Below are 24,261 nucleotides of genomic sequence, written 5' to 3'. Positions count from 1 at the left end.
CCTAATCCCCGCATGGTGCCGGCTCTACTTCGATCTTGGAGCTCATATCCTGATAGGTAAAATACTGAATTTTTTTCACGCGCTTAAAATATTTAAAAAGCCGTTCATTCGGATGCGCATTTTCTTTGTATTCTTCGATAATCTCCTTTAATAACGGCACCAGCTGTTCAGGCTCAATTCCCTCTGCCACCGGCTGGGCAGCATGGGCTGTACGGCCAACCGGCTTTGCCCCGATAAATAAATCAAACTTCTTCTTGCGGTAAACAATGCCGATATCATCAAATACCGCCCGATAACAGGCCATACCGCAGCCATTAAAGCCAATATGCAGTTCCTTTGGTAGCTTTAAGCCGCCAAGTTCAGCTGCAATTTCCTCTGCATATGGAATGGATTCTGCCTTCTCCCCGTAGCAAAAATCGCAGGCTTTTACATTTAGAACATCACCTACCGGCATGACTGTCAGATCATGCTGTTCGAGTTTTTCCACAATTGACTGTGGCCGTCCGGTTGGAATCTTGATTAAGAATCGGTGATCCGGTGTATATTCCATGGTGCCTTTCTCGCCAACAGCTTCTGCCAGTACACGCATTTGGTCAGCTGTAACAAATTTATTGGCTACACCAGGCGAAACCGCAAATTCAAAAATATCTTCGATTGGCTGCTGCACCAAATGTGTTTGGTCAATCTCCGATTTCGTCACCATTGATAAAGCCTTTAAAGCCATATTCAGTGAACTGGATTCTTGTTTTTTGCTTTCAATTTGCTCGTAGCCGGGCACTGCTTCCCCGGTTTCCTGATTTAATGCCCATGGCTCCGCTTCCTTTTTTAAACGCTGATGCGGCTTTAAGCTTTGCTTCTCTTCCCCAAGCGTATACTTGCGCTGGTAGCCTCTCGGCGTAATGATTTTATTGTCATAAAAGAAAGTGGAGGAATTCCCGATCACAACTGTTGTCAGCATGCCTATATCGTGATCAAGCATTTCCGCCAGTGTCGTCAGAATGACATTCTGATTTTCACGGTAAGCACTTTTCACAAGCCCCACTGGTGTATCAGGAGAACGATATTTTAATAGAATCCTTTGTGCCTCGACAATCTGCCGTGTCCGCCGGCCGCTTTTCGGGTTATATAATGCAATGACAAAATCTGCCATTCCGGCTGCTTCAATGCGCTTTTCGATTACCGTCCAGGGTGTTAAATGGTCACTCAGACTGATGGTGCAGGAGTCATGCATGACAGGTGCACCCAGTAAGCTCGCACATGAATTAATCGCAGAGATGCCAGGAACAATTTCCACTTCGATTCCTTCTTCTTCTTTCCAGCCCAATTCGATCAGCACTTCATACACTAGGCCGGCCATGCCGTAAACGCCCGAGTCACCGCTCGAAATCACAGAAACAATTTGGCCGGCTTCCGCTCTTTTCACTGCATCCTGCGCACGGGATACCTCTTCAGTCATCCCTGTGCTGACAATCGAACTTGCTGTTACGTATGTCTCGATCAGATCTACGTAAGTTTTATAGCCAATAATGCAATCACTCTGCTGCAGCGCATCCACAGCCCGCTTGGTTATATGCTCACGATCGCCCGGACCAAAGCCGACAACAAAGATTTTTCCCTTTTTCATAGGCTTACCTCCAATTAAGAAATGCACATGCGCCATGTCTGCTGCCGTACTGCTCGAGCAGGCGGCCTGCGCCATCTAATTCTCAAAGTTCAATGCTTCTTGCAAAATAAAAAATGCCTGCACTCCTTTTCAAAGGAATACAGGCATATGAAATGACAGTATAAAAATAAGCATACTGAAACCCAAAAACAATTGATCATAATTGTCCCGCCTATACTTCTCCCTCCGAAAAGCAAGTGTCGTTTAAATAAGCAGGTTTCCTGACTTAAGCTTCTTCTTACTCTTACACCTTCCCGATTTCTCAGTGGCTTTGTAATTTCATCAGCTCTTACAGTAGCGGGGGCTGCACCAGACTTTCACTGGTTTCCCTTTTACCTCACAAAGTGAGCACTTATTTAAATTGATATATTAATTTTTTACTAATATAACATATAATGACCAATTTTGACATATTATTTTTTTCATAATTTTTTTAATGCTGTGTTAGTAGCTTTGGCATTATAAAATTCATGCCGTTTATACCGGACCATAGAAACCATTCCAAGAATCGGTCCAATCGCTAAAGAGGCAAAGACCCATTCCCAGCCAACTAACCTCTGAATAATAGGAATAAGGTTTATAGAAAATATAGTGATCAGGAAACCAAAACACATTTGAAAAGTCAGGGCTGTTCCTACATACTCAACTTCAGAAACTTCTGAAACTGCAGAAGAAAACTGGGCAGAATCTGCGATGACAGACATTCCCCAAATGATAGAAAGGAAACTTTGTGGATGTTGTAACTATGTACCGCCACACTTTTTATTGCCTTCCATTCATAAGTTTTCCAGCACCGGTAATATTAAGAGTAATGCAGAAAATAATGGTGATTTACTTATGACTAAACAGGATTAAGGATGAAGTCCAGCATGAGGTATGGGAAAAATCTTTTTATTCCAATAAATTTTTAATATAGTCAAAAAACAAATGTACGCTTTGGTCTTACTTTAATAAACAGCCTACCCCCTTTAGCAAAAAAAGAACACAAGATAAAAAGTTGATGAATAACGCCGGAGTGGGAACTCAGTTTTACCACAGCCAGATACCAAATCATGAAACGGAGGTGAACCAAATAAAGGAGCAGCCAATACCAGACAGATTGAAGATATCCCCATTTTTAGTATTTTATTTAATTATGTCCATGCAAATTGGCATTGGGGTTCTTAGCTATCAGAGAGATATCGCAAAGGATGCAGGCTATGATGCCTGGATCTCCATCCTGTTTGCCGGGGGTTGCATACATGTCATCCTTTGGATGAACTATAAAATTGCCGAAACGGTTGATGGTGATTTTGTGACAGCCCATAAGTACCTTCTGGGCAATTTTATCGGCAAAGCAATCAGTTCCATTTTCATAGGTTACTTTTTTTTGTATGTCTTAGCCATAGCACGAACATTTATCGAAATCATTCAAGTGTGGATGTTTCCGGATCTTAGCACTTTCTGGTTCTCCTTTGGATTCATGATACTTTGTACTTATATCATTTTTGGAGGGTTCAGAACCGTAGTCGGTATAGCCTTTTTCGGTCTTGTATTGCCTGCTTATCTCCTTCTCACATTTGGCTGGGCCATTAAATTTTCAAATTTCTACAATCTACTGCCAATTTGGGACCATTCCGTTAAAGAACTTCTCATCGGTTCCTACAAGATGTCGCTTACCTTCATCGGATTTGAGATTATTCTATTCATTTATCCTTTTATAAAGGAACCAAAGAAATCCAAAAAGTGGGCACACCTTGCTGTTTTTACCACTACCTTGATCTATACTATTTTAGCAGTCATTACGTTTGCCTATTATTCGGAAGATCTGCTTGCTAAAGAGGTCTGGCCCACTTTGACCATGTGGAAAATTGTAGAAATGCCTTTTGTGGAACGTTTCGAATATATTGGAATTGCAAACTGGAACTTAATTATGCTTCCGAATGTGTGTATTGCCATCTGGATCTGTTCGAGACTTATCAAGAGAATCTTTAATATTAGACAAAAGATTGGAGTGTTTTTTGTTGTCAGTGCTTTATTAATACTGATTAACTTTATTAATACGCGCGAAAGGATCAGTATGCTTAATGAATTTTTTGGGAAAATAGGGTTTGGCTTTACGTTCATTTATATTCCCTTGCTCTTTGCCGCTATCATGATTGCCAAGAGGGTAAAAAAGAAGGGTAAAAAGAAATGAAAAGCTTATCTTAATGGGGCTGGTTCTGCTGCTTGCCGGATGTATTTTCTTTTGGCTTTAACCGGCAAGCATAATAATTTGCTGAATATATTTGTATTCGCTTAAGTACCTTATTTCTGCAAATATATTTGATTTTTTCGGAATAATAGAGGATCCAGACTCCATTCTCCTGAAATCCGGGCAACGTACCACATTCTTTAATTTCTCATTATCCACTCCTAGTTAAATCATTTTTTGGATCATGGCCAAATGCCTTGAACTGCTGCATCCCATTCAAAATTTGTCAGTGCTGTTAAATCAATTTGTTTACCACTTGCTCTAAGGGTAAAGATATTCTTAACTTTATACTTGCGCGTCAGGAAATCTATCCGAAACAAGATTCAAAATGATGTTATGCTCAAGAAGTGCTTTTAAACCACACAGAACAATCGTAAAACCGCCAGTTGAATCTATCACTTGATTAATTATTTCATCTGGACTTCCTTTAAAACCTGCGTTAATGACGGTGACAAAAGTTCCTTCTGTACGGGGTGTAAACATCCACTCTACCGAAGTATCATCGTCAAATTTGATAAGAATTCTGTTGTTTTGTTCCAATTCTATTACGTCAAGTTCAGCAGAAACTCCATACATCTCCCAATCCCAGCGGAGTCGTTTTCCCTTGTCTAATCTTCCGCTGCTTTTGGTAAACCAGAATTTAGTAGTAATCGAAGGATCGATAAAAGCATCGAATACCTCCTTAACAGGTTTTCTGATAAGCATCTCCACTTTTGAAATAGATACTTCTTTCAGGTTCGTCATTATGTATACTCCTTTCCAATTGTTCAATTATTAAAAGCTTACCCATTCAATAAACGAGTCATAAAAAAACGGCTTTGATATTTTCGCAAAGCCGTTTTTCTCCTATATCGTATGTACTAACCTTGATGTCCTTCTGTATAAATTTGAAAGGTTACATCGAATTTATCTTTAATGACCCCGTAAGCAGGACTAAAGCTTGTTTCTGATAGCGGCATTTCAACTCTTCCCCCATCCTGTAAGGCATCAAAAACTTGCCTGGCTTTGTCTGCATTGTCAAAGGTAATACAAATGGTCACTAGGTTCCCCTCTTGAGCTGGCTGACCTGGGAATGTATCTGAAAACATAATAGCTGACTCACCAACCTTTATCGTCCCGTGTGCAACAAGGTCTTTTGCATCCTCTGGCAAAGGAAAATCCGGGCTGGCAGGCATTTCACCAAATGTAATCACTCCTAAATTTTCGGCATGAAAAACCTTTTCGTAAAATCCAATTGCTTCTCTTGCGTTTCCGTTCAACTTTAAATAAGGAATAAATTGCATGATTTCAGATCCTCAAATTTTATTGGATATGTGCTCCAAATATTATTATAACCAACAAGCTCGTTAATAACATTAAAAATTCTGATAATTTTAATTATTCAGTGGTTTATATTCACAAGGGCTGTTTCAATTAGGCGGAACAAAAATTTTACTAAGCGAAGCTAAATTAATCTACACGCTTTACTTCTTCTAGTTCAGCCAAAATCTTTATTATTTTTTGTGTTACAATGAATATAAAATTTTTTTCTGAACAAAACAAAGATTTAGACACTAAGCGTCTTAATCCTTTAATCTCAGACATTTACTTTTTATTGAGGCTCCCATAAAAAAGCGGTTTTATGACCATGATAGCGATAGTAAGTATAATTGATGATCAGCTTTTTCTTCTATTGTATTTGAAGGAGCGTGGGCGGAAAACATGTACACTTTTCTTACATATTTTGTTTCCCTTGTTGTCATTGTGATATCTGTATTTACTACACTTTTTATCAAAAATGAACTAGAGCGAATGTTCCGGGAAAAAAATAAAATGATCCCTTTTCATCTATCTAATGTGCTTCTCACATTAATGGTTTCTTTTGCAGCACATGCTGTATTTACGATTTATATCATTGGAGATGAATTAAATTGGTTAATGCAATTGGTAATCCTCATTTTCATGATCTTACCAATTTATATTTTAGGGCACTTGGCATTTGAAAAATATAAACTAGTGTATAAAAAATACACACCCGCTGAGAGCGGGAAGATTTTAGTGCTTAATGAAAAGTACTTAAAGAAGAAAAAGTGGCCTTCAAAGTTCAAAAATTATAATGACTTTTCTAAGGAAAAATAAGTTACAGGTACTAAAAAAATAGGTTAAGCCAACTTAAGGAACTTTTTTGGTATTTATTTATGCAGGGATTGGAGCATTTAAAATGAAGAATGAGCATTATGGGTTTCAAAGCTTGGATTAACTCCTCATCCAGAAGGAGGATATTATAAAAGAACTTTTCAATCAGAGGAATGTACTTCTGATCAAGAATTGTCTGTGAAATTTGCGGGAACACGCAAGCTCTATACAAGTATCTATTTCTTATTAACCTCCAATGATGTATCCCATTTTCATCGATTGAAATCGGATGAATTATGGTATTTTCACGATGGAAGTCCATTAACCATACATATCATCAATGAAAATGGTGAATATGAAGAAATCAAATTAGGATTAAACCTTGATAATGGAGAAGTACCTCAAGCTTTAGTGCCGAAGGATTCAATCTTTGGTTCGTCTGTTATGGAGGCAGATACATTCTCACTGGTAGGCTGCATGGTTTCTCCAGGCTTTGAATTTCAGGATTTCGAACTGTTCACACAAGCAGACCTTTTATCTAAATACCCTCAATATAAGGAGATTATTTTAAAATTAGCATATGAAAAGAGATTCCTGAATAGAGAAATTAGTTTTCTTCCGGATAACTGCTGCTTGTCTTAATCGGCCATGGTTACCATCTTTATTAAGACAAGCAAACCATTACTCGAAAATCACCATATTTACATAAAAAAGGAGGAGTAACTCCCCTATTTTTAGCTAAATTGAGATCTATTTCGTTGTCCTCTTTCAAATCAACTCTAAGGACAATCAAATCCTGCATTTCTTATAGAAATTTAAATTTGCTTCTCTTCAAACTTTAAAAGGGTAAATGGCTCTTTTGACCGAGCCCTTTTTAAGAAGTTCCTCATAAAACTTCCACTTCTCCTTGCCAAATGATCAATGTCGCGTGACATCGTATCTTCTCCTGAGTAGTTAGGAGCTCCCTTTAATAAGTGTGTCCTTAGCATCGAGTAAATCTGATCCCGCATTTAAAAATTATTTTTAACCTGCTCTTTGGGTGTCAATGCCGGCCACTGATAGAGCTGCGAAATTTTCCCCTGCGCTTTATTATTTGTCCCTTTTCCATAAAAAGCACCTCGTTTATGGGATTAAGAAATAAACTTAACTCTTATGATTTGGACTATAAATGGGTTCCTTTAGAAAATTTCTAGTCTTCACTATCAAATTAAATTGATTTTCTCTCCTACTAATCAAACCCTTCCATAATCTTAATTTTAATTTTTTATTCTATAAACCATATCAATGCCCTTCTTCAACGCACCTCCCCCTTTATTACAATAAAAAATGCTGCATCAGCAGCATCTAAAAGTTCTCTTAAATACGCCAAAACTCTAATGGCTATATTAAAAATTATATTGGGTTATTTTTTTCATCCCCTATAGACATACTATTCACTAGGAGGTTGTTTTTTATGGAAGAACGTAAAGTTAAATTAACTACAGCTGAAATCGCAGCTCTTTGGAAAATATACATTTCAAACACAGCAGTAAGATGTTTTTACAAACATTTTCTACAGCATCTTCAAGATGAGGAAATAAAGTCAATTATTGAAGAGGTATTGGTTTTAGTTGAATCAATTATTGAAAAAATTGAATACATATTCGGAGAAGAAGGGTTCCCAATACCAAATGGGTTCTCAGATAAAGATATTGATTTATCAGCCCCTCCCTTATATACAGACTTATTTGCATTAAGCTTCCTTTATCGTGGAGGACAGGTTATTATCCCAAGTTATGCAAATGTTTTACAACGAGTGACTCGGTTAGATGTATACAAACTTTTCAAAGAGTGTTTATACCGTGAGACGGAAATACATCAGAAAGCACTAAGCATTATGCTTTCTAAAGGAATACTCGATCGGCCTCCAAAAATGGAATATCCAGAAAATGCGGAATACATTCAGAATCGACCCTCATTACTAACTACTTGGTTAGGCGAAAAAGGACCTCTAAATTCCATAGAAATATCAGAAATTTTCGTCGAAATTGAAAGAAATGCCATTGGTTTGATCCTTTTAATAGGATTAATACAGGTAACAAAAGATAAGGAAATAAAGAATTATTTATTAAAAGGGAAAAAACTAGCTGAAAAGCAAGTGGAAACGTATGAAAAATTATTGAAAGATAGTGATCATTATATTGGTTTCCCATTACCTGTGGAAGTAAGTAATTCAACTGTTTCTCCGTTTTCTGACAGGTTAATTCTTTTTATAATAGCTACGGCAAACCAAATTGCAGTGTCTGCACTTGCGGATGCATTATCTGTCTCAATGCGAAAAGATTTAGCTCTCCATTATTCCTTAATTACAACCGAGGTTTTAAAATACGGTGAAGAAGGACTTAAACTTTTGATTGAACGAGGATGGATGGAGCAGCCTCCACAGCCCATTGATCGAAAGAAACTTAATGAATCCTAACTTATACAAAAGGAGAGAACTAACCAAGATATTCTGCAGCTTACCTCTTTTTGCTTACATCAGAGTCAAGAGTTTATCAATTTTTGCCGTAAAATGATGGCAGAAAGTAGAGCTATTTGTTCCAACAACGTCCAAAGTTGAATTGAATCACATCATTGTACTAACAAAAATAAAAAATAATATATCCAAATAGAGGCTATGGCTTTTGGCTATAGCCTTTTACATATAAATAAAAGCAGACGCATTCCTTATTTGTGAAGTGCGCCCGCTTGTTGGTTACTTACCTTCATTAATATTGGAGACAGCACTAGAAAACTCCTCAAAACTCATTTCCCCTAAGGCAAACTTCGTACTTTCAACAAATATACGTTCATTTCTCGTTAGTTCTCGTTTCGCTGCCTTTTCAATCCAGCCTTCTTCTATATCTAAAGTATCTAAAACATGCTTTTGTTTTGAAAAAGCATCATAGTATCTTAATCCAAATTTTCTTTGGGAAACAGCATCAGTATGTATGCCATCTGGATTTGCCGTTAAGCCTTTTGATGTTACGAAAAAGCAATTCTTTTCGGAATGAGCCACTTTAGATAATATCTCATTTATTTGTTTATATTCTACCGCACTTTTCCCAAATCCCGACTGTCCAAGATAATGCCCCAGCTCACCTATAATGATCGGGACATCCGGTGCATTCAATTCTTCTCTCAAGTGCTCGAATAAGGAAATCAGTTTAGCTTCGTATGTTTTATATCGTTCTCCGTAACTGTCGCTTTCTCCCTGATGCCATAGAATCCCCGCAAATTCACTTGTTTCCATTGCATATTTTGCTTCAGAAATCGCATGTCTGGTTAATACTCCATCTATAGCCCAATCATCAATAGAGCTTCCTCCCTCGGCACATGGAATGAGCCCAATCCCCTCGCCTGAATGGTCCTCTGTCCAAGCCTGAGCAAAAGAGGCTGCCGGCCCAATACCAGATACGTGGCGATCAAAATGAATTGGCTCCGCCATCATCTGCCATCTGCCGTTTCGCAGCATTTGAATGTGCTCATTATAAATTGGAGACACATCGTCCATAAATCCTCTGCCGGCCATGTTGGATTGTCCGATTAACAGTATAGATTTCATAGAGTTTCCTTCCTTCTGTCGAGTTTTAATTCAAATTAATGGCCTGATAATAAATAGACAAGCCAATGTGCATCACACTCATACGCCTTTTGGGCCTTCCGTAATACATCTGCCGTATCATTCATCCTTAGAAGTGGTACGGGTATAAAGTATACTTCCCCTTTCTTTCTCACCTAACCATGCAGAATAACTAAATTTGTCCGAATAATATAGCATATTCTCCGAACCAAGTAACACTTACTAAAGAAAAAGGACGCTTTCTATACTTCGGAAAAGCGCCCGCTTACTGAATGAGTATGAAGGACCTTAAAAGTCTCTAATGAAATGTTAGTTGCTGAATAGGCGCACTAAAAAGCCATCTTCTTCGACATGAGGCATAAAATAGGTGATTCCATAACTTGCAGCTACAGAGATAATGACTGTCCAAAGGAATAAACTGGCCAGCATCCAGCCGGTTACCCTCTTTCTTGTCGAACCAAAGCTCATAGCCATAAACGCGGATATATGAGATCCGACGAAAAAAGGGCCAATAATCGCTAAGCCGGGTAAGCCATATTTATCAAAAAGTACACGGGCACGCTTGCTTTTTTTCGACTCTTCCATGCCCTCAGCATCTGCTTGTGCTGCTGCAACTTCTTCCACATGCATAATCTCTTGCATACGCTTTTGTTTTCTCTTTCTCATCCATTTCTTCACTTGATCCACAAAAATAATCAACAAAACGACTGTCAGAGCATTCCCTAAAAAGGCAACCATCGCTGTCAATACTGGAGATAAACCACCGATGATAGCCAATGGAATGACAGTAATAAGTTCAAATAACGGAATTGCTGCCAGAAGAAATACAAAAATATACGATAAAACCATATCCTTTATCCTCCTCTTTATTCATAAAGTTTTTTAACTTCCGACCAAAAAATAAAATACTGCCCAATGCCAAGTACAGTCAAAGTGATGACAGGGAGCAGCTCGACATTTCTAAACAGTACAACCGCTACAATAGCTGCCGGAATCGCAAAATAATAATAGATATACACTTTTCGACAAGCACGATACGTAATAAATTGGTGCCCTTCATCTTCTTCCTTCAGCTCATAAGGGATGAAGGTAAGAATACGAATCTTCCGGTCTGGGAATTTACGGTTAAAATAAACCATTGTTCCGAAATAGATGATGACAAAAATAATATAAGCAGCAAAAATAATAGTCGTCATGTTATTCCGCTGCTCCAAAATGATGCTCATTGAATAAATGACCGCAAGCCCAATCAGAAACACGCTCATTGTAAAAGGTGAACGCAAAAACCGTTCCATAATCACTCATCCTCCCCCTCTATCCAAAACAGTTCCTCTAAATCCACACGTAATGCTTGAGCAATTTTCAATGCTAACAGTACAGAAGGAGCATAGTCACCTTTTTCAATCATGCCAATGGTTTGGCGGGTAGCTCCAACCAAATTACCTAAATCAGATTGAGTATAATTATGCCTCGCTCTTAATTCCTTCACTTTATTTCTCAGCATATTTAACATCCCCTATTACCATTTCCTGCCTCTTAATTGTAAATAATACTTAACATTAGGTCAAGGATATTTTCCATTTTGTTAAGATTACATACCACTTAACTTAGTTGAGGTTATGATAGATATCCAAAAGGACTTATCTATGAAAAGAAAAAGAACCTCCAAATTTGCATTGGAAGCCTTCAAGTTCCTGTGGAATATAAGGTTTTAATTCGATGATTTCGCCGCCTTACAGCTGATGGTACATGTTTTCATCAATATTTATTGAGGCTTATCAATATATATAGGCAGTTATTCAACAATATGGCCAGTTTGTTGGATAATAGTCAAGATGATTTTTCCACTCCCCTTAGGCTCGTAAGGTTAATTATGATAATAAAAAAGTGCCTAACCCCTTATATACAAGGGATTAGACACTTTTAAAACAGGTTTATAAAAGTGTTGATCAGCATGATACGATTGGTTGTCCTTCTTGTTCTGATTCTGACTAGTCATCGATTGATCAATCATCTTCAAATAATTTTTCTCCCCGGTGGAGGCGCATGGCAATTTGTGCTGTATGCGGCATTTCTCTCGCAGTTGGGGCATGGCCTGCCAGATAACGTGTTACTGCAAGGATCAATGTTTCCCGTGCATAGCTGGCAAGCTCTGAATCCTCTTTTTCCCAATGATCGTGTTCGACCATTGCTGCTTCATACATTTGAAATGAGTGAAACTCTGCATCCTCTCTTAGTAAAGCGTGACCGAGCGTATTGAAGAGTTCGCTTTTATCACCGCCGCGTGCCAGGTAATTCACTACCCATCTTGCTGATTCCGAAACTTGCTGCTGCTGATTCATCATCTCCAACAATTCTAAAGGACATTGCGGTTCAGTTTCCACATCCTTTGGTTCCGGCCTTCTGGCGGATGGTGTATTGAGAAAACGATCAAGATATACACTCATTGCTCCATGAAAAACAGCCCGGGTCAATTCAGGCGTAGCAGAGCGGCGTAACGATTCGTGTACAGCATGTGCGTGAGTAAAAGTATGAAGTACAGTAATCCAATCCCTAAAATCATTTTGTACATGGAAGCGGGAAATCCGATCAGCAGCCGCTAAAGTTACGAGCTGGGCCAACCGGGAAGGAGTGACGCCGTTTTTAAGTGCATCCATCATCATATTTACCGTTTTAATAGGGTTATCTGATAAAATTTGTTCAACCAAGGCTGGTTCATCTATACCAGCGTCCCCTCGTGATGTATCATCAGCAAGGATATCAGGTAATTCCTGGAACGCCTCCTTTAAGGGTTTGACCAGATTCACAGGTGATTGCCAGCTATGGGATTCTTCACTGCGGGATACATCACTGATACCAGGCAGCAAGGATGACAATACATAGGGCCGGTGCTCAATACCAATCTGATTTATAATCTCGAATGCTTTATTATGAAAATCAAGAGTATGACCTGTATTTACATAAAAATGATCCGTAACCGCTGTCATCATCATGTCAGCAAGCTGCTCGTCCGAGAATCCCGATTGTATCGCGGTCAACAGCACACGCTCAGCTCCCTGTGAATCACGCACCTCCACACAATGAAGATACCATTCTGATAATTGCTCGTATGATTGGGTATTCTTTTCATTTGATACAGGGAGGGATCCAAGCAAAAAGCGTGTTCCCATACCGGAACTTTCCCGTGCAATATGAACCAGGCCTTGGAACAGCGCTAAAACCTGCCCGGTTTTATCCAATTTGGGCAATACATTGGTCATGGCTGTTAAAATCGTTAATCCCGATCCCCATCCACCCCTCCGATGTGTTGTTCCGAATTCGACGCCGATTTTTGCTATCTCTGTCGCTGGAAAACCAGCTTCCATCAATCCGACAACTGATTTGGCGATGACCAGACTAATATTTTGCTCAAGGCCGTCACGTAATCGCTGCCTGAATTTTTCGATTGTCACCTTATTAAAAGGAACCGGGTGAACCCAAACCTCATCACCCTTAATCTCGACAGGATAAGTAGGGACATCATCTGCCCATGGATCCAAGGTTCCGCCGCTTTTAATATCAAAGCGGGCATGATGCCAGTGACACGTCAAAATCCCATCACATAGGCTTCCAGTATGAAGGGGAAAGCCCATATGCGGACAACGGTTATCCACCGCATAGACTTGTTTTTCGTACACAAATACGGCAATTGCTTGATTTCCACCTTTAATGACCTTTGCACCTTCATCTTCAAGCGTCTTTAATGAACTGGCATAAATCAATTCTGACAATGGTATCACTCTCCCTAAAGAATTCATAGAAGACTTACAATAATTGTTATCTATTATTTTATATTATTGATGGAATACAGGAATCCTTCATAGGTGTGGACTTTTTTCATCCAAAAGTCTGAGAATCTACCCAAAAACAAAGGTTAACTTCGGTATGCTCTCGCTTCCAGTGACTCTTCATATATTGATAATCTTATGAATCTTAATCGCCTCTTGGTTATTCAGCTGTTTTTTGAATTGCCTCCTCTTACAACGACTATGACTGGTAACCTTCAATTCTGAATTTAATACACAGATTATAAGCAAGAGTGTTATCTGATACGTTCTTAAAGTAACCTGCTCCGCTAACCCGTTAGCTAAAGAAGAAAAATTACTTTACTTCTATGGCAAATGCATAATTAGCATCACCAGTAGATGTATTCTCTTTCTTTTCATCCATCCACCAGGCTCCATATGAATAGTAATATATCCCTTTTTGGGCAGGCGCTGTGAAATGATTGTTACTTATTTTAACCTCCGATTCTTCAGAGTTGCTTATTTGCAGAACATGAATTTTATTTGGTTTTGGATCATATTCCATAATAAAAGCTACCCTCCTGCTCTCCCTTTGAGTGACCCCTCTCCGAATACACACTTACTTTCACAAATTAAATGAAATGGCTGTAAAACCCCTTTTTTTCGCAGCTCAAAGCAAAAATTCATACCCAAATGAAATGCAAATCTGCATAACCAAGTCGGTGTTTCAGTGACCTTTATCGAATAATCGAATAAATATATGCACCGAGAGTACACTACATATAAAACTAATGTGGGGTTTTACAAACATGAAACAGATTATTCTCTGGTCACTCTTGATATTGCCTTGGGCGTCCTTGTTCTTTTTAAAAATGGATACTGTACGCAGGTACATGCCTGTCGCTCTATTTATGACCGTTATTCATACCTTGGCATATCAGGCGGCTTATCATTACGGATGGTGGAAAGAGACAGGTTCCAGTCTGTTCGGATGGGATATAGTCGTACCGGTTCCTTGGGTGTATGGAGCATATTTAGTTATAGTTATCTGGGTATTCCACTTTACTTTCAGGAAATTTTGGATGTATTTGGCTGTTAATATACTTTTGGACGGATCTTTTATGTACATTGTTTACCCAGTATGGCAACGGATGGGGCTTGTTTCGAGTGAATCGACTTTGTCTACAATAGCTATTGTTGCTATGATGGTCGGTTTTGCGTTCATCCTCTATCTGTATCAATTGTGGCAGGAAGAAGTGTTGGAACAGCCCAAAGCAATTAAATGACCAAGAACTGACTTGACGTCCATTATTCATAGGAGAAGGAAAGCAACGCACCGAAAACAAACAGGGAGATTTCCGAGTCGAATACTTGTACACGCTGATTTCACAATCATTAACTTTGTTCCACAGACCTTACGAAGCCTTCAACAGATCTTTCATTGGTTTGGCCTGCTTTATTTGGCCTTTTTTTGCAGTGCATTAGTCTAAATCAAATGATACTCCTTGCTTATACCTCTACTTGATAAGGTTCCCCACGATTATTCATAAACTGATTTGTTAAATTAATGTCCGATTCTTTCCTAACCCCTTTGTGAAAAGCCACATCAAAGGGAACTCTGATCATTGACTGAACCCAAAAATGGATGCATTAGATGGTTAATAGTATCCTCCTTATATTTCCCATAAAGATAGCAGTGAGACAGAATAAACCATTAACCTGTTATCAAATAAGCGCTAATTCTTAAAATAAGCGTTAATCCTTCTTAAGGTTAATTATGATATAATTAAAAAAATGCCAGATCTCATATATACCAAGGGTTTGGACACTTTTTTAACCATTTATATTTATATGAATGCGTTAATTTGTATTATAAGAATATTTATTCCATTATTTCACGAACATTGATATAGCATAAATCGCTTTTTTTGACGTTTCCCTTTTGGGATTGTTAATATGAGTTCCGATGAATTTATATCCTCTTTTTTCATGACAACTAACTCTATAAGGCCCACACCCCTGGCATAATGTCATCATGAAAATAAGTTGTACTCTAGAAAAACCAAAGGAATGTCTCAATTTTGAAGACATTCCTTTTTCTAACTAGAAATTTACAGGATCCCATCCAAAAAAAAGCACCCTATAGTTTAAGTGTATTTACTCACAAGTTAATCCTAACATAAAAAAAAAGACCCCCAAAAACAGCTATCGTTATTGAAAGCTGTTTCTTAAGGATAAGTTTTTCACCCATGACCCGAAACTCAAAATGCTAATACTAGGTTCTTTCTACGATATACACTAACACTATCCCAATTAAAAGTGAAATTAAAAACATTGGTGTTATACCATAGCTAATGAATGGTAATGACATCGATATATGTTGTAATTTTTTTAAGTTTTCCTTACTTTAGAATATTAAGCATGGTTACATCGATTCTTGTAAATAAGTTAATGAACAACGGGTATTTCTAAATTCTTTAATAGCACTTTTTAAAAAGTCACCATTTAGCCTAGATACTCTTTTATTGTAGTTTTACTAAAACTGCGACAATTGATTCTCTTGAATAAAAGTTAGTTCCAAGAGCAAAATATTGTTGCAGCAATAAAAAAAAGGCGGTGATATTAATGTATGGTAATAATAATCTGGCAGGTGTAGGAATAATTGCAATTCTTTTAACATCTATTTACACTGCAATTTTAGCTTCACTACTTATGAAAACTAAAGAGCGGGTTGATTATATTTATCATAAGGAACGTTCAAATAAAAATTCTTAAATATGGCGATGATTTCATCGCTTTTTTTTTAAAAATCACCCTTTATTTACTACCATTTATTGTCTACTAGGTAATGAAAAATTATAAACACCTGCTTCTTTAACCTTCTCTGTATGTTTAATAAGAAATTCAAAAACATACTAAGATTAGTAGTGCTGACCAAGAATTGGTTGGCACTACTATTTTTTTATTTAGTATAAATGAAGATTAGGTCGGTCGGAACCGCTTTGGGATTTAGAATCGGTAACAAATACTTACCTTCTTCGATTACCTTATTTAAATCAGGTTTGAGTATGTTGGATCCTTGAAATCATGTATATGAAATGGGAATCATAAAGAGTAAGTGAGAGGATTTCAACACACTTAGGAGGCATAAATTAAAACATGTTATTGCTCTTTGATGTAGGTATGGGAATAAGATACACGGTGTTTTACAGTGCTTTAAAGAAATGCATCATTGAAGGTGAAATTTATCATTCAAGACCAGACTATATCTTTGATGCATACAATTGAAGATTTAACAGAGAGTTATGGCTAGCAACCCTATAGTGTCATTGAATCAACAGGGGTTTACTCCATGCAACTGGAGCGGTTCATGAATGATAATGGTTTTACCTACTGTCCGTTAAATCCCCTAGAAGCAAAGCTGCAATGTAATTCTTTACGTATACACAAAACAGATATGAGCAATGCCCATCGAATACCCTTACTCATTTTTCCACTAAACTGTAAGGGCCCAGAAGAACTCTTTCTACAATTGAAGTCATTATCCCGTTTTTACAGTGAACTGAATGATGTAACTGTAATACGCAACCGGATGCATAATGTGATCCAACAGACCTTTCCTGAGATGGAAAGGAACTTTACAACGAAATCTGAACTGTTCCTGAACATCGTGCAATGTTTCCTCACCCTGATTTAGTACTCCTGCATTCAAAGACGGTATTAAAGAAATTAAATCCGAAAGTGTACAGAGAAAAACATATCACCTGAAAAGGCTGAAAAGAAAGCAATTCAACTTCTGGAAGCAGCACGGATTTCCTACCCGGCTGTTTCATCTTTCGATGTGCTTTGTGAATAGCTATGCAAGGCGTTATCGGAACTCCTATCCTCGAAGGAGTGTTGCATTGAAGATAGGTCTGAAGAAAGCGAATAGAAAGTGGTTTTCCAATTCCATCCCTTTTTATATTTAACAAGCTGTGTATTTCTTTCTAACCAGTTTTCTTGGAATCGGACCCAACACTGCAGTTTGTCAAATGGAATAAATTGGTAATTTTCCGCTACTTTGACAACAACAGGCAACTTAATGCATATGCCGGAATTGATATATGTCGGTATCAATCAGGAAAAACCTTCTACAAGGACAAGATTAATAAACGAGGCAACAAGCATCTACGTAATAGGCACCGCCGTTTAGGCTATAATCACATTGTAGAATACTACGAAAAATTTTAAAAAGGTAATAAATACGATTTTTCTTAAGATGGAGGTTCTTAATCAACAAGAGAGTAAAAAGGATAAGGCATTTCTTCTTCCTTTCGTATTTTAAGTTCAACCAGATATTTCTGGTTGAACTTTTTTTTAGATACAAGAAAAAAGACCGCCGCAACAATCATCCACAGCCATCACAATAAATGAATTCCTCCACTGTATGAATATTCCAACCAACCATTAATTTTAAAAAACATTAAAGAATGTTTCCCTCCTATTTTGGAACAATACAATTGATTGTACGAAAGAATAAGGAGGTTAATTAGAAATGGATAATCAAAAATTAGCTGATCATGAGTCATTGGATCTACATGAGGTTATAAATTTTAAAACCCTTTGCTTAGCGAAATCAAAACTAATGCAAGGACTGGTATTTGATAATGATTTAAGAGCATTAATGCAAAAAGATGTTGAACAATCCATTCAAGCGCTTGGAGAATTACAGGCAGTTTATCAACGCGCACCTTTTGAAGCTCCTGTTCCTCAAAACCGGCCAACACCTATAGTAAATTGAAAAGGAGGCAAATTCATTGAATAATGACTATTTAGACCCTATAAACTCGCTACACGTACCAGAGCTGGCAGATACCACATTTGCGATGGATTTACTTCTTCGTGCCAAAGAAGGTGTCCGCAATATTGCTGTAGCATTAACGGAGTCCGCATCACCTGATGTCAGAGATCTCTTACGAAAACAGTTAATGCAAGGGATTGCCATGCACCAAGAAATTACAGAACTAATGATTAATAAAAAATGGTTCCATCCTTACGAACTAAGTGAACAGTATAAGCTAGATCAACTCTCTGCCAACAATACTTTGATGATTGGCAAAATGAATCTATTTCCCGTTGAGACCAATCGAAAAGGTATGTTTGACCGGACACCTGATGATCACTAACACTGGAGGCTGTAACCTATGAAGGCAGTAACGTATCAAGGTATTAAAAATGTTGTAGTCAAAGACGTCCCAGATCCAAAGATTGAAAAACCAGATGACATGATTATTAAAGTAACGAGTACAGCTATATGTGGGTCTGATTTACATTTAATCCATGGAATGATTCCAAATATGCAGGAAGACTATATTATCGGTCATGAACCGATGGGAATTGTTGAAGAGGTTGGACCAAATGTTACGAAAGTAAAAAAAGGTGATCGTGTTATTATTCCATTTAACATTGCCTGCGGGGAATGCATTTATTGTAAAAACCATTTGGAAAGCCAATGTGATAATTCTAATGATAATGGTGATATGGGTGCGTATTTCGGATACTCGGGAACGACTGGGGGTTATCCAGGCGGGCAAGCTGAATATTTACGTGTTCCCTTTGCCAATTTCACTCACTTTAAGATTCCAGAAACCTGTGAAGAACCAGATGAAAAATTATCCGTTATCGCTGACGCTATGACCACTGGTTTTTGGAGTGTTGACAATGCAGGCGTAAAGGCCGGAGATACAGTTATTGTATTTGGCTGCGGTCCAGTTGGTCTTTTTGCTCAAAAATTCTGCTGGTTAAAAGGTGCAAAGCGAGTAATTGCCGTTGATTACGTCAATTATCGCCTGCAGCACGCCAAGCGCACCAACAAAGTAGAAATTGTTAACTTTGAGGACCATGAGAATGTAGGAAATTATCTTAAGGAAATTACCAAAGGCGGGGCAGATGTTGTTATTGACGCTGTTGGTATGGACGGTAAAATGACTGATATGGAGTTCCTTGCGAGCGGAATGAAGCTTCAAGGGGGAGCATTAAGTGCATTTATAATGGCTTCACAAGCAGTGCGTAAAGGCGGGACAATTCAAGTTACGGGCGTTTACGGCGGCAGATATAATGGTTTCCCTCTTGGAGATATTATGCAGCGAAATATCAATATCCGCTCCGGTCAAGCTCCTGTCATCCACTATATGCCATACATGTTCGAATTAGTAACAACTGGTAAGATCGACCCGAGCGATGTAGTAAGTCATGTCCTTCCTCTTAGTGAAGCAAAACATGGCTATGAGATTTTTGACACAAAAATGGACGAATGTATTAAAGTCGTGTTGAAACCTTAAGGAAGGAGGTATAAAAAAATGAACTACGCCTTGCATGAAGTTCTTGAGGTCCATGAGATGGCTGCATTTAAGACTAATTGTCTGACTAAATCCAAAACGATGAAAGCGTTAGTTACAGATCAGCGATTAAAAGATATTATGCAGCAAGACATTGATATATCTACGGTACAATTACAAGAATATGCTTCTATCCTTTCCAACGCTAAGCAGTAAATTAGGAGGTGAATGAACATGAATCCAATCATTGAAAATTTAACTGGCATGAACGCACTCTCGGATCAAGTGGTTGCAATGGATTTATTGATTGCAGCTAAGAGTGGAGTTAGAAATTTTGCCATGGCTGTTACAGAATCAGGAACGCCCGAAATTAAAGAAATGCTCACTCGCCATTTAACGGAAGCTATTGATATGCATGAACAAGTTTCCTTATATATGGAAGAAAAAGGATGGTATCATGCTTGGGATACAAACGAACAAATCAATTTAGATTTAAATAATATCGATACAGCATTGAACTTACCCTCTCTATAAAAATTAAATAGGAACAGTTTAGAATTACAACCTAAACTGTTCCTAACAAACCAAAAATGATTTAATATATAATCTTCCTCCTTTTGTGACCATAATTTTTTCACAATTACAAATTCGATTTTATTTATTATTAAATGGCAGGAGCAGGAAATTCACCAATTTTCATACGAATTAAACTATAAGGTTTTTGTCGCAGGTCTTTTCCATAATGGAATCTTGCCTGCCGATGTAATTGGTTCACAATGACATATAAGTATTGATCCGGACCAATCGAAAAAGTATCCGGCCATAATATTCTCGGGTCATGTGCGATGGTTTCCATTATGCCATTTGGCAATATCTTTCGAATACTGTTGTTTTCATAGTCTCCGGCATAAATGGTTCCTTTTGCATCAGTGATCATTCCATCAGAAGCACCTTTTTCTCCCCAGTACTCCACCTGATAAGGTAAATCCATGTCCGGTATATTTCTGTCTCTCAAGGCTTCTGTTGGGATCGAGAACAGATGACGGCTTGTAAGTGGACAAAAAAATAATACCTTTCCATCGGGAGAAATCGCAATACCGTCAGACGCCAATCTAAATGGAGATGTGGAACCATCTTTGTTTCGGTTCATTAAAATTTCACCTTCTACTTTCGGTAAAAAATAAGGATCGGGTGAAGTTGAATTTGCTCCATTTAACCGTCTAAACGCGTTTCCATTTTCTAAATCTACAACGATAATAGCTCCGGGTCCTTTGGAAGATGAATCAGTTATATAGGCATAACCTGCTTTTCCAACACGAAAGTCAAATCGGACATCATTCAGATAAGTTGTTGGCAGGACTACATCCTCTGTAAAGGCATATACGCTTCTAATTGTATTGGTTTTTAAATCAACAGCGACTAATTTTGCCCCACCTTTAATTGGTGCAGAAAAATTGGGTGCCGCTGTATCCAATACCCAAAGCGTTCCCCTTCCATCCGCAACTACACTTTGGACACTGATGAAAGTCATTCTGATATTCCCGGGGTTAACCAAATTGGTTTGTAAGTTAGGATAAGGCTGCAATTCACCCTCAACAATTTCGGCAACCGTAAATTTAACATCGTCTCCCCATTTCGGAAAACAAATGAAAATACGACCAGTTTCCGAAACACTAACACCTGTAGGCATAGCCCCATAAAATGTATGAACTAGTTCTAAATTACCGAAATATTTTTCAATAGGCAGCATAGGTTTCATGTTATCCTCCTCAGCCATTTAAAACGGGATATCACCTATATATGATTTATATTTTATCTAGTGCATGTTTTTTAACAAATTTTTCTAAACTAAAGATGATGGAATTGATTGTTTAAAATTTAAAAAGTCTTGTCGGGACTTCATATGCTTTCAGAGCAAATGACAAGTTTAAGAAATTCAGGTATCAAACAGCAACACCATCTGAGTTCCCATCTTCGCATTAAAGTATATAATTTTTTTACAAATACCACTCCCGAGATTCAAGGTTGGGATAATCTTTATAAAATATGTAAGATAATGCTGATCCAAAAAACGCAATAATAGCCTTAAAATTGTACCATCGCAAATTAGAAAGCCAATTTTTTATAGTCAGTTTCACGATTAATCATTACCTCCTTTTAAACATTAATAGGTTGGTCGCATAATATACCATTCCTATTCAAAATTTTTCTCATTAACCCAAAGAAGCAGACCAATTCAGTTGCGAAATGGACTGCTTCTTTGTGTGCTAATTTGATTTTTATACCTAAAAACCAGACCTATTACTTATTTTCTGAATTATGTTGTTTATTTGTTTATTAAAAGGCGATTTTTATTTACGGGTTTATAATAAAATCCCAAAATACACTTTATTGGATACTTTGAACGATTTGAGATAATCCTTCGCTAAGTGGTGCAGCAGGACGTCCAAGTAGTTTTTCAAAATCGCTGCTCTCGATTTCAAGTGTACCCTCTCGAATATCTTTCTGGATACCAACTAGAAAAGGAATGAGGAATTCTGGAACGCCAGCACCCTTTATTGCCTCAGCATAGGAAGCATCATCAACCTGATGTACTGGTACTTCCTTACCCAATACAGCGCCAAGTGCAGAGGCAAACTCTTCCTGTGTAAACAACTTGCCAGAGAGCTCATAGATAGTGTTTTCGTGCCCGTTACCAGCTAATACTGCTGCTGCCGCCTCTGCGTAATCCTGTTGCAGTGCCCAGCCAACTTTTCCAGTTCCTGCAGAAGTCACCCATGGTGCTCCTGCCAGTACACCTTGAATGCTTGAACTTTCATTCTCCAAGTACCAATTGTTACGCAAGAAAGAATAAGGAATTCCTGTTTTCAAAATAGCTTCTTCCGTTGCCTTATGTGTTGGAGCAAGCATGTTCTTACTTTCCCTGGCGTCTGCAATGCTTGTATATACAATAAATTTAACACCGGCACGCTCTGCTGCAGAAACCGCATTTGTGTGCTGACGAATTCTTGTTTCATTGTCTCCATCCGCAGAAATAATCAATAAGCGATCGATCCCTTTAAAAGCCGTATCTAAAGTTTCTGGACGGTCAAAATCTCCCTGGCGAACTTCTACTCCTCGAGTTTTTATTCCTTCTGCCTTCTCTGGATTCCGAACACTAACTGCAAGTTGATTTGCTGGAACAGTTTTCAACAATGCATCAACAATTTTGGTGCCCAATTTCCCTGTAGCTCCAGTTACTAACAATCTCATCTTCCATTCCTCCCAATAAAATTGTTTATCGTTACATCCTTCAGTTATATACAAGTAAATTAACTGTAATCATCTCAGTTACATGTAATCATAATAATTACATTTTAAGATTTTGTCAATAACTATAAATGGTCATTTTTTAAGGTATAATATTAAGGGTGTAACCACATTTATTACAAGAAAAGATTTATCCTTATAAAGATGCAAGAAAGGTGATGAATAAATGTCCATTAGCAGCCGATTCGCTGTAGGCGTTCATATATTATCTCTTATAGAGTTTAATAAAGACGGTGTAAGTTCATCTGAATATTTAGCAGAAAGTGTAAACACAAATCCAGCACTTATCAGGAAAATTATTGGAATGCTAAAGAAAGCAGGGTTAGTAGAGGTACATCCTGGTATTCCGGGAACTAAGCTTGCAAGGAATTTATCTGACATTACTCTGCTAGATGTATATAAGGCAGTTAATGTCGTACAGGATAATGAGTTGTTTAATGTTCATGAAAGTCCAAATCCTAAATGTCCTGTAGGAAGAAATATTCAAAATACGATTATTCCTATATTGTCTGCTGCACAATTAGCGATGGAAAAGGTCTTAGGAAATGTAACCATCGAGTATGTAGTTAAGGATTTGCTTGAAAAAGAAAAAATAAATTAACAACTAGTCATAGTTTAATAAAGGTATGTCATTTCCATTGGCATTTACAATCTAATAGATATGTTTTGTCAGCCTTTTACAAGGCAAACAAAGAAAAAGGGGCAATGCTATATCACATTGCCCCTTTCTATATTGTGGTGCTATTTGCCTCGATTTATATAGTCAAGTTTTAATTAATTGACTCTTTCTTAGGGTTTAACCCTGCAGTCTCCATATAGTTTTTACCCCATTTGTACATAGCATCAAGAATCGGCATCAAGCTTCTCCCCTGTTCAGTAAGGGTATATTCCACTTTTGGAGGAACAACCGGGTACACTTTCCGATCTACTATCAAGTCTTCTTCCAGTTCACGCAATTGGTTCACAAGCATCCTTTGCGTGATTCCTGGCATGAGAGCCTTCAATTCACCAAATCGCTTGGTTCCTTCTTTCCCTAGATGCCATAAAATCAGCATTTTCCACTTACCACCGATAACTGATAGCGTCAATTCCTTTTCACAGTTAAAGATCTTATCCTGCATTCGTGACATTTCACTCACCTCAATCGTTATTATACCCCATAGTATACTTTTTAGCACTATGTAAAATAAAAGTGCGTACTTCCACTAAAATGTTATAGGTTGTATACTTGCAATTGT

At 37.8% G+C, this 24,261-nt stretch carries 26 protein-coding genes, 1 pseudogene and 1 riboswitch; of the genes and pseudogenes, 14 read left to right on the top strand and 13 right to left on the bottom strand.

What is annotated here, in order from left to right; all coding sequences use genetic code 11:
* Window position 1: 1 nt before the first annotated feature.
* Window positions 2–1,624 (bottom strand): precorrin-3B C(17)-methyltransferase, encoded by a 1,623-nt coding sequence (gene cobJ, locus BK139_RS11230; RefSeq protein ID WP_076258622.1) that lies wholly within the window; start codon window positions 1,622–1,624, stop codon window positions 2–4.
* Window positions 1,625–1,857: 233 nt separating this feature from the next.
* A riboswitch (cobalamin riboswitch) is annotated at window positions 1,858–2,034 on the bottom strand.
* A gap of 51 nt (window positions 2,035–2,085) precedes the next feature.
* Window positions 2,086–2,367 carry an MFS transporter gene (locus BK139_RS11225; protein WP_286148558.1) on the bottom strand — a complete coding sequence of 94 codons (282 nt, stop codon included), beginning with the start codon at window positions 2,365–2,367 and terminating at the stop codon, window positions 2,086–2,088.
* 368 nt (window positions 2,368–2,735) lie between these two features.
* Between BK139_RS11225 and BK139_RS11220 the strand changes: the two genes are divergently transcribed.
* A complete protein-coding gene (locus tag BK139_RS11220) occupies window positions 2,736–3,839 on the top strand; it encodes a GerAB/ArcD/ProY family transporter (RefSeq protein WP_076258726.1) in 1,104 nt (367 codons plus the stop codon).
* A 342-nt stretch (window positions 3,840–4,181) separates the two neighbouring features.
* On the opposite strand, the gene BK139_RS11215 is transcribed toward BK139_RS11220, so the two are convergent.
* Both BK139_RS11215 and BK139_RS11210 read right to left on the bottom strand, forming a co-directional pair.
* Window positions 4,182–4,640, bottom strand: a complete 459-nt coding sequence (locus tag BK139_RS11215) for an SRPBCC family protein (RefSeq protein ID WP_076258620.1) — start codon at window positions 4,638–4,640, stop codon at window positions 4,182–4,184.
* A 116-nt stretch (window positions 4,641–4,756) separates the two neighbouring features.
* Window positions 4,757–5,179 (bottom strand): VOC family protein, encoded by a 423-nt coding sequence (locus BK139_RS11210; RefSeq protein ID WP_076258618.1) that lies wholly within the window; start codon window positions 5,177–5,179, stop codon window positions 4,757–4,759.
* Window positions 5,180–5,597: 418 nt separating this feature from the next.
* On the opposite strand from BK139_RS11210, the gene BK139_RS11205 reads away from it, so the two are divergent.
* The 3 genes and pseudogenes from BK139_RS11205 (at window position 5,598) to BK139_RS11195 (ending at window position 8,469) form a co-directional block, all read left to right on the top strand.
* Window positions 5,598–6,014, top strand: a complete 417-nt coding sequence (locus tag BK139_RS11205; protein ID WP_076258615.1) for a hypothetical protein — start codon at window positions 5,598–5,600, stop codon at window positions 6,012–6,014.
* 99 nt (window positions 6,015–6,113) lie between these two features.
* A pseudogene (locus tag BK139_RS11200) lies at window positions 6,114–6,653 on the top strand (cupin domain-containing protein); the annotation flags it as partial.
* An 811-nt stretch (window positions 6,654–7,464) separates the two neighbouring features.
* Window positions 7,465–8,469, top strand: coding sequence for a DUF3231 family protein (locus BK139_RS11195; RefSeq protein ID WP_076258613.1), 1,005 nt, complete (start codon window positions 7,465–7,467; stop codon window positions 8,467–8,469).
* 276 nt (window positions 8,470–8,745) lie between these two features.
* On the opposite strand, the gene BK139_RS11190 is transcribed toward BK139_RS11195, so the two are convergent.
* From BK139_RS11190 to BK139_RS11165, 6 genes are all read right to left on the bottom strand, one after another.
* Window positions 8,746–9,594: a sialate O-acetylesterase gene (locus tag BK139_RS11190; protein ID WP_076258611.1), complete on the bottom strand. Its 849-nt coding sequence runs from the start codon at window positions 9,592–9,594 to the stop codon at window positions 8,746–8,748.
* Window positions 9,595–9,921: 327 nt separating this feature from the next.
* On the bottom strand, window positions 9,922–10,461 hold the full coding sequence (locus tag BK139_RS11185) for a small multi-drug export protein (RefSeq protein ID WP_076258609.1): 540 nt from the start codon (window positions 10,459–10,461) through the stop codon (window positions 9,922–9,924).
* A gap of 17 nt (window positions 10,462–10,478) precedes the next feature.
* Window positions 10,479–10,907, bottom strand: coding sequence for a hypothetical protein (locus BK139_RS11180; protein ID WP_139325619.1), 429 nt, complete (start codon window positions 10,905–10,907; stop codon window positions 10,479–10,481).
* A gap of 2 nt (window positions 10,908–10,909) precedes the next feature.
* Window positions 10,910–11,116 carry a helix-turn-helix transcriptional regulator gene (locus tag BK139_RS11175; RefSeq protein WP_076258605.1) on the bottom strand — a complete coding sequence of 69 codons (207 nt, stop codon included), beginning with the start codon at window positions 11,114–11,116 and terminating at the stop codon, window positions 10,910–10,912.
* A 502-nt stretch (window positions 11,117–11,618) separates the two neighbouring features.
* Window positions 11,619–13,382: a Rieske (2Fe-2S) protein gene (locus BK139_RS11170; RefSeq protein WP_076258603.1), complete on the bottom strand. Its 1,764-nt coding sequence runs from the start codon at window positions 13,380–13,382 to the stop codon at window positions 11,619–11,621.
* Window positions 13,383–13,752: 370 nt separating this feature from the next.
* Window positions 13,753–13,962, bottom strand: a complete 210-nt coding sequence (locus tag BK139_RS11165) for a hypothetical protein (protein ID WP_076258601.1) — start codon at window positions 13,960–13,962, stop codon at window positions 13,753–13,755.
* A gap of 244 nt (window positions 13,963–14,206) precedes the next feature.
* On the opposite strand from BK139_RS11165, the gene BK139_RS11160 reads away from it, so the two are divergent.
* From BK139_RS11160 to BK139_RS11125, 9 genes are all read left to right on the top strand, one after another.
* Entirely contained in the window at window positions 14,207–14,683 is a 477-nt protein-coding gene (locus tag BK139_RS11160; protein ID WP_076258599.1) for a hypothetical protein, read from the top strand.
* 1,339 nt (window positions 14,684–16,022) lie between these two features.
* Entirely contained in the window at window positions 16,023–16,172 is a 150-nt protein-coding gene (locus tag BK139_RS23950; RefSeq protein ID WP_175609102.1) for a hypothetical protein, read from the top strand.
* A 577-nt stretch (window positions 16,173–16,749) separates the two neighbouring features.
* A complete protein-coding gene (locus tag BK139_RS24355) occupies window positions 16,750–17,094 on the top strand; it encodes a hypothetical protein (protein ID WP_076258597.1) in 345 nt (114 codons plus the stop codon).
* A 302-nt stretch (window positions 17,095–17,396) separates the two neighbouring features.
* Entirely contained in the window at window positions 17,397–17,627 is a 231-nt protein-coding gene (locus BK139_RS24600) for a transposase (RefSeq protein WP_083675349.1), read from the top strand.
* A 304-nt stretch (window positions 17,628–17,931) separates the two neighbouring features.
* Window positions 17,932–18,177: a hypothetical protein gene (locus BK139_RS11145; protein ID WP_048008599.1), complete on the top strand. Its 246-nt coding sequence runs from the start codon at window positions 17,932–17,934 to the stop codon at window positions 18,175–18,177.
* A 16-nt stretch (window positions 18,178–18,193) separates the two neighbouring features.
* Window positions 18,194–18,562: a spore coat protein gene (locus tag BK139_RS11140; protein WP_076258592.1), complete on the top strand. Its 369-nt coding sequence runs from the start codon at window positions 18,194–18,196 to the stop codon at window positions 18,560–18,562.
* An 18-nt stretch (window positions 18,563–18,580) separates the two neighbouring features.
* Window positions 18,581–19,717, top strand: coding sequence for a zinc-dependent alcohol dehydrogenase (locus BK139_RS11135; protein WP_076258590.1), 1,137 nt, complete (start codon window positions 18,581–18,583; stop codon window positions 19,715–19,717).
* A gap of 18 nt (window positions 19,718–19,735) precedes the next feature.
* A complete protein-coding gene (locus BK139_RS11130; RefSeq protein WP_076258588.1) occupies window positions 19,736–19,930 on the top strand; it encodes a hypothetical protein in 195 nt (64 codons plus the stop codon).
* Between the two features lie 18 nt (window positions 19,931–19,948).
* Window positions 19,949–20,248 (top strand): spore coat protein, encoded by a 300-nt coding sequence (locus BK139_RS11125; RefSeq protein ID WP_048008595.1) that lies wholly within the window; start codon window positions 19,949–19,951, stop codon window positions 20,246–20,248.
* Between the two features lie 130 nt (window positions 20,249–20,378).
* Here BK139_RS11125 and BK139_RS11120 read toward each other — a convergent pair whose 3' ends face one another.
* A complete protein-coding gene (locus BK139_RS11120) occupies window positions 20,379–21,473 on the bottom strand; it encodes an L-dopachrome tautomerase-related protein (RefSeq protein WP_076258586.1) in 1,095 nt (364 codons plus the stop codon).
* A gap of 629 nt (window positions 21,474–22,102) precedes the next feature.
* Entirely contained in the window at window positions 22,103–22,966 is an 864-nt protein-coding gene (locus BK139_RS11115) for an SDR family oxidoreductase (protein WP_076258583.1), read from the bottom strand.
* A 223-nt stretch (window positions 22,967–23,189) separates the two neighbouring features.
* On the opposite strand from BK139_RS11115, the gene BK139_RS11110 reads away from it, so the two are divergent.
* A complete protein-coding gene (locus BK139_RS11110) occupies window positions 23,190–23,624 on the top strand; it encodes an Rrf2 family transcriptional regulator (protein WP_076258581.1) in 435 nt (144 codons plus the stop codon).
* A 169-nt stretch (window positions 23,625–23,793) separates the two neighbouring features.
* Here the strand turns inward: BK139_RS11110 and hxlR are convergent, their stop codons facing one another.
* Window positions 23,794–24,153: a transcriptional activator HxlR gene (hxlR, locus tag BK139_RS11105; RefSeq protein ID WP_048008590.1), complete on the bottom strand. Its 360-nt coding sequence runs from the start codon at window positions 24,151–24,153 to the stop codon at window positions 23,794–23,796.
* Window positions 24,154–24,261 lie beyond the last annotated feature (108 nt).

Origin of the sequence: Paenibacillus sp. FSL R5-0490, assembly GCF_001956215.1 — a bacterium.
Lineage (GTDB): Bacteria > Bacillota > Bacilli > Bacillales > Cytobacillaceae > Cytobacillus.
This window is presented reverse-complemented; position numbering and strand designations above follow the sequence as displayed.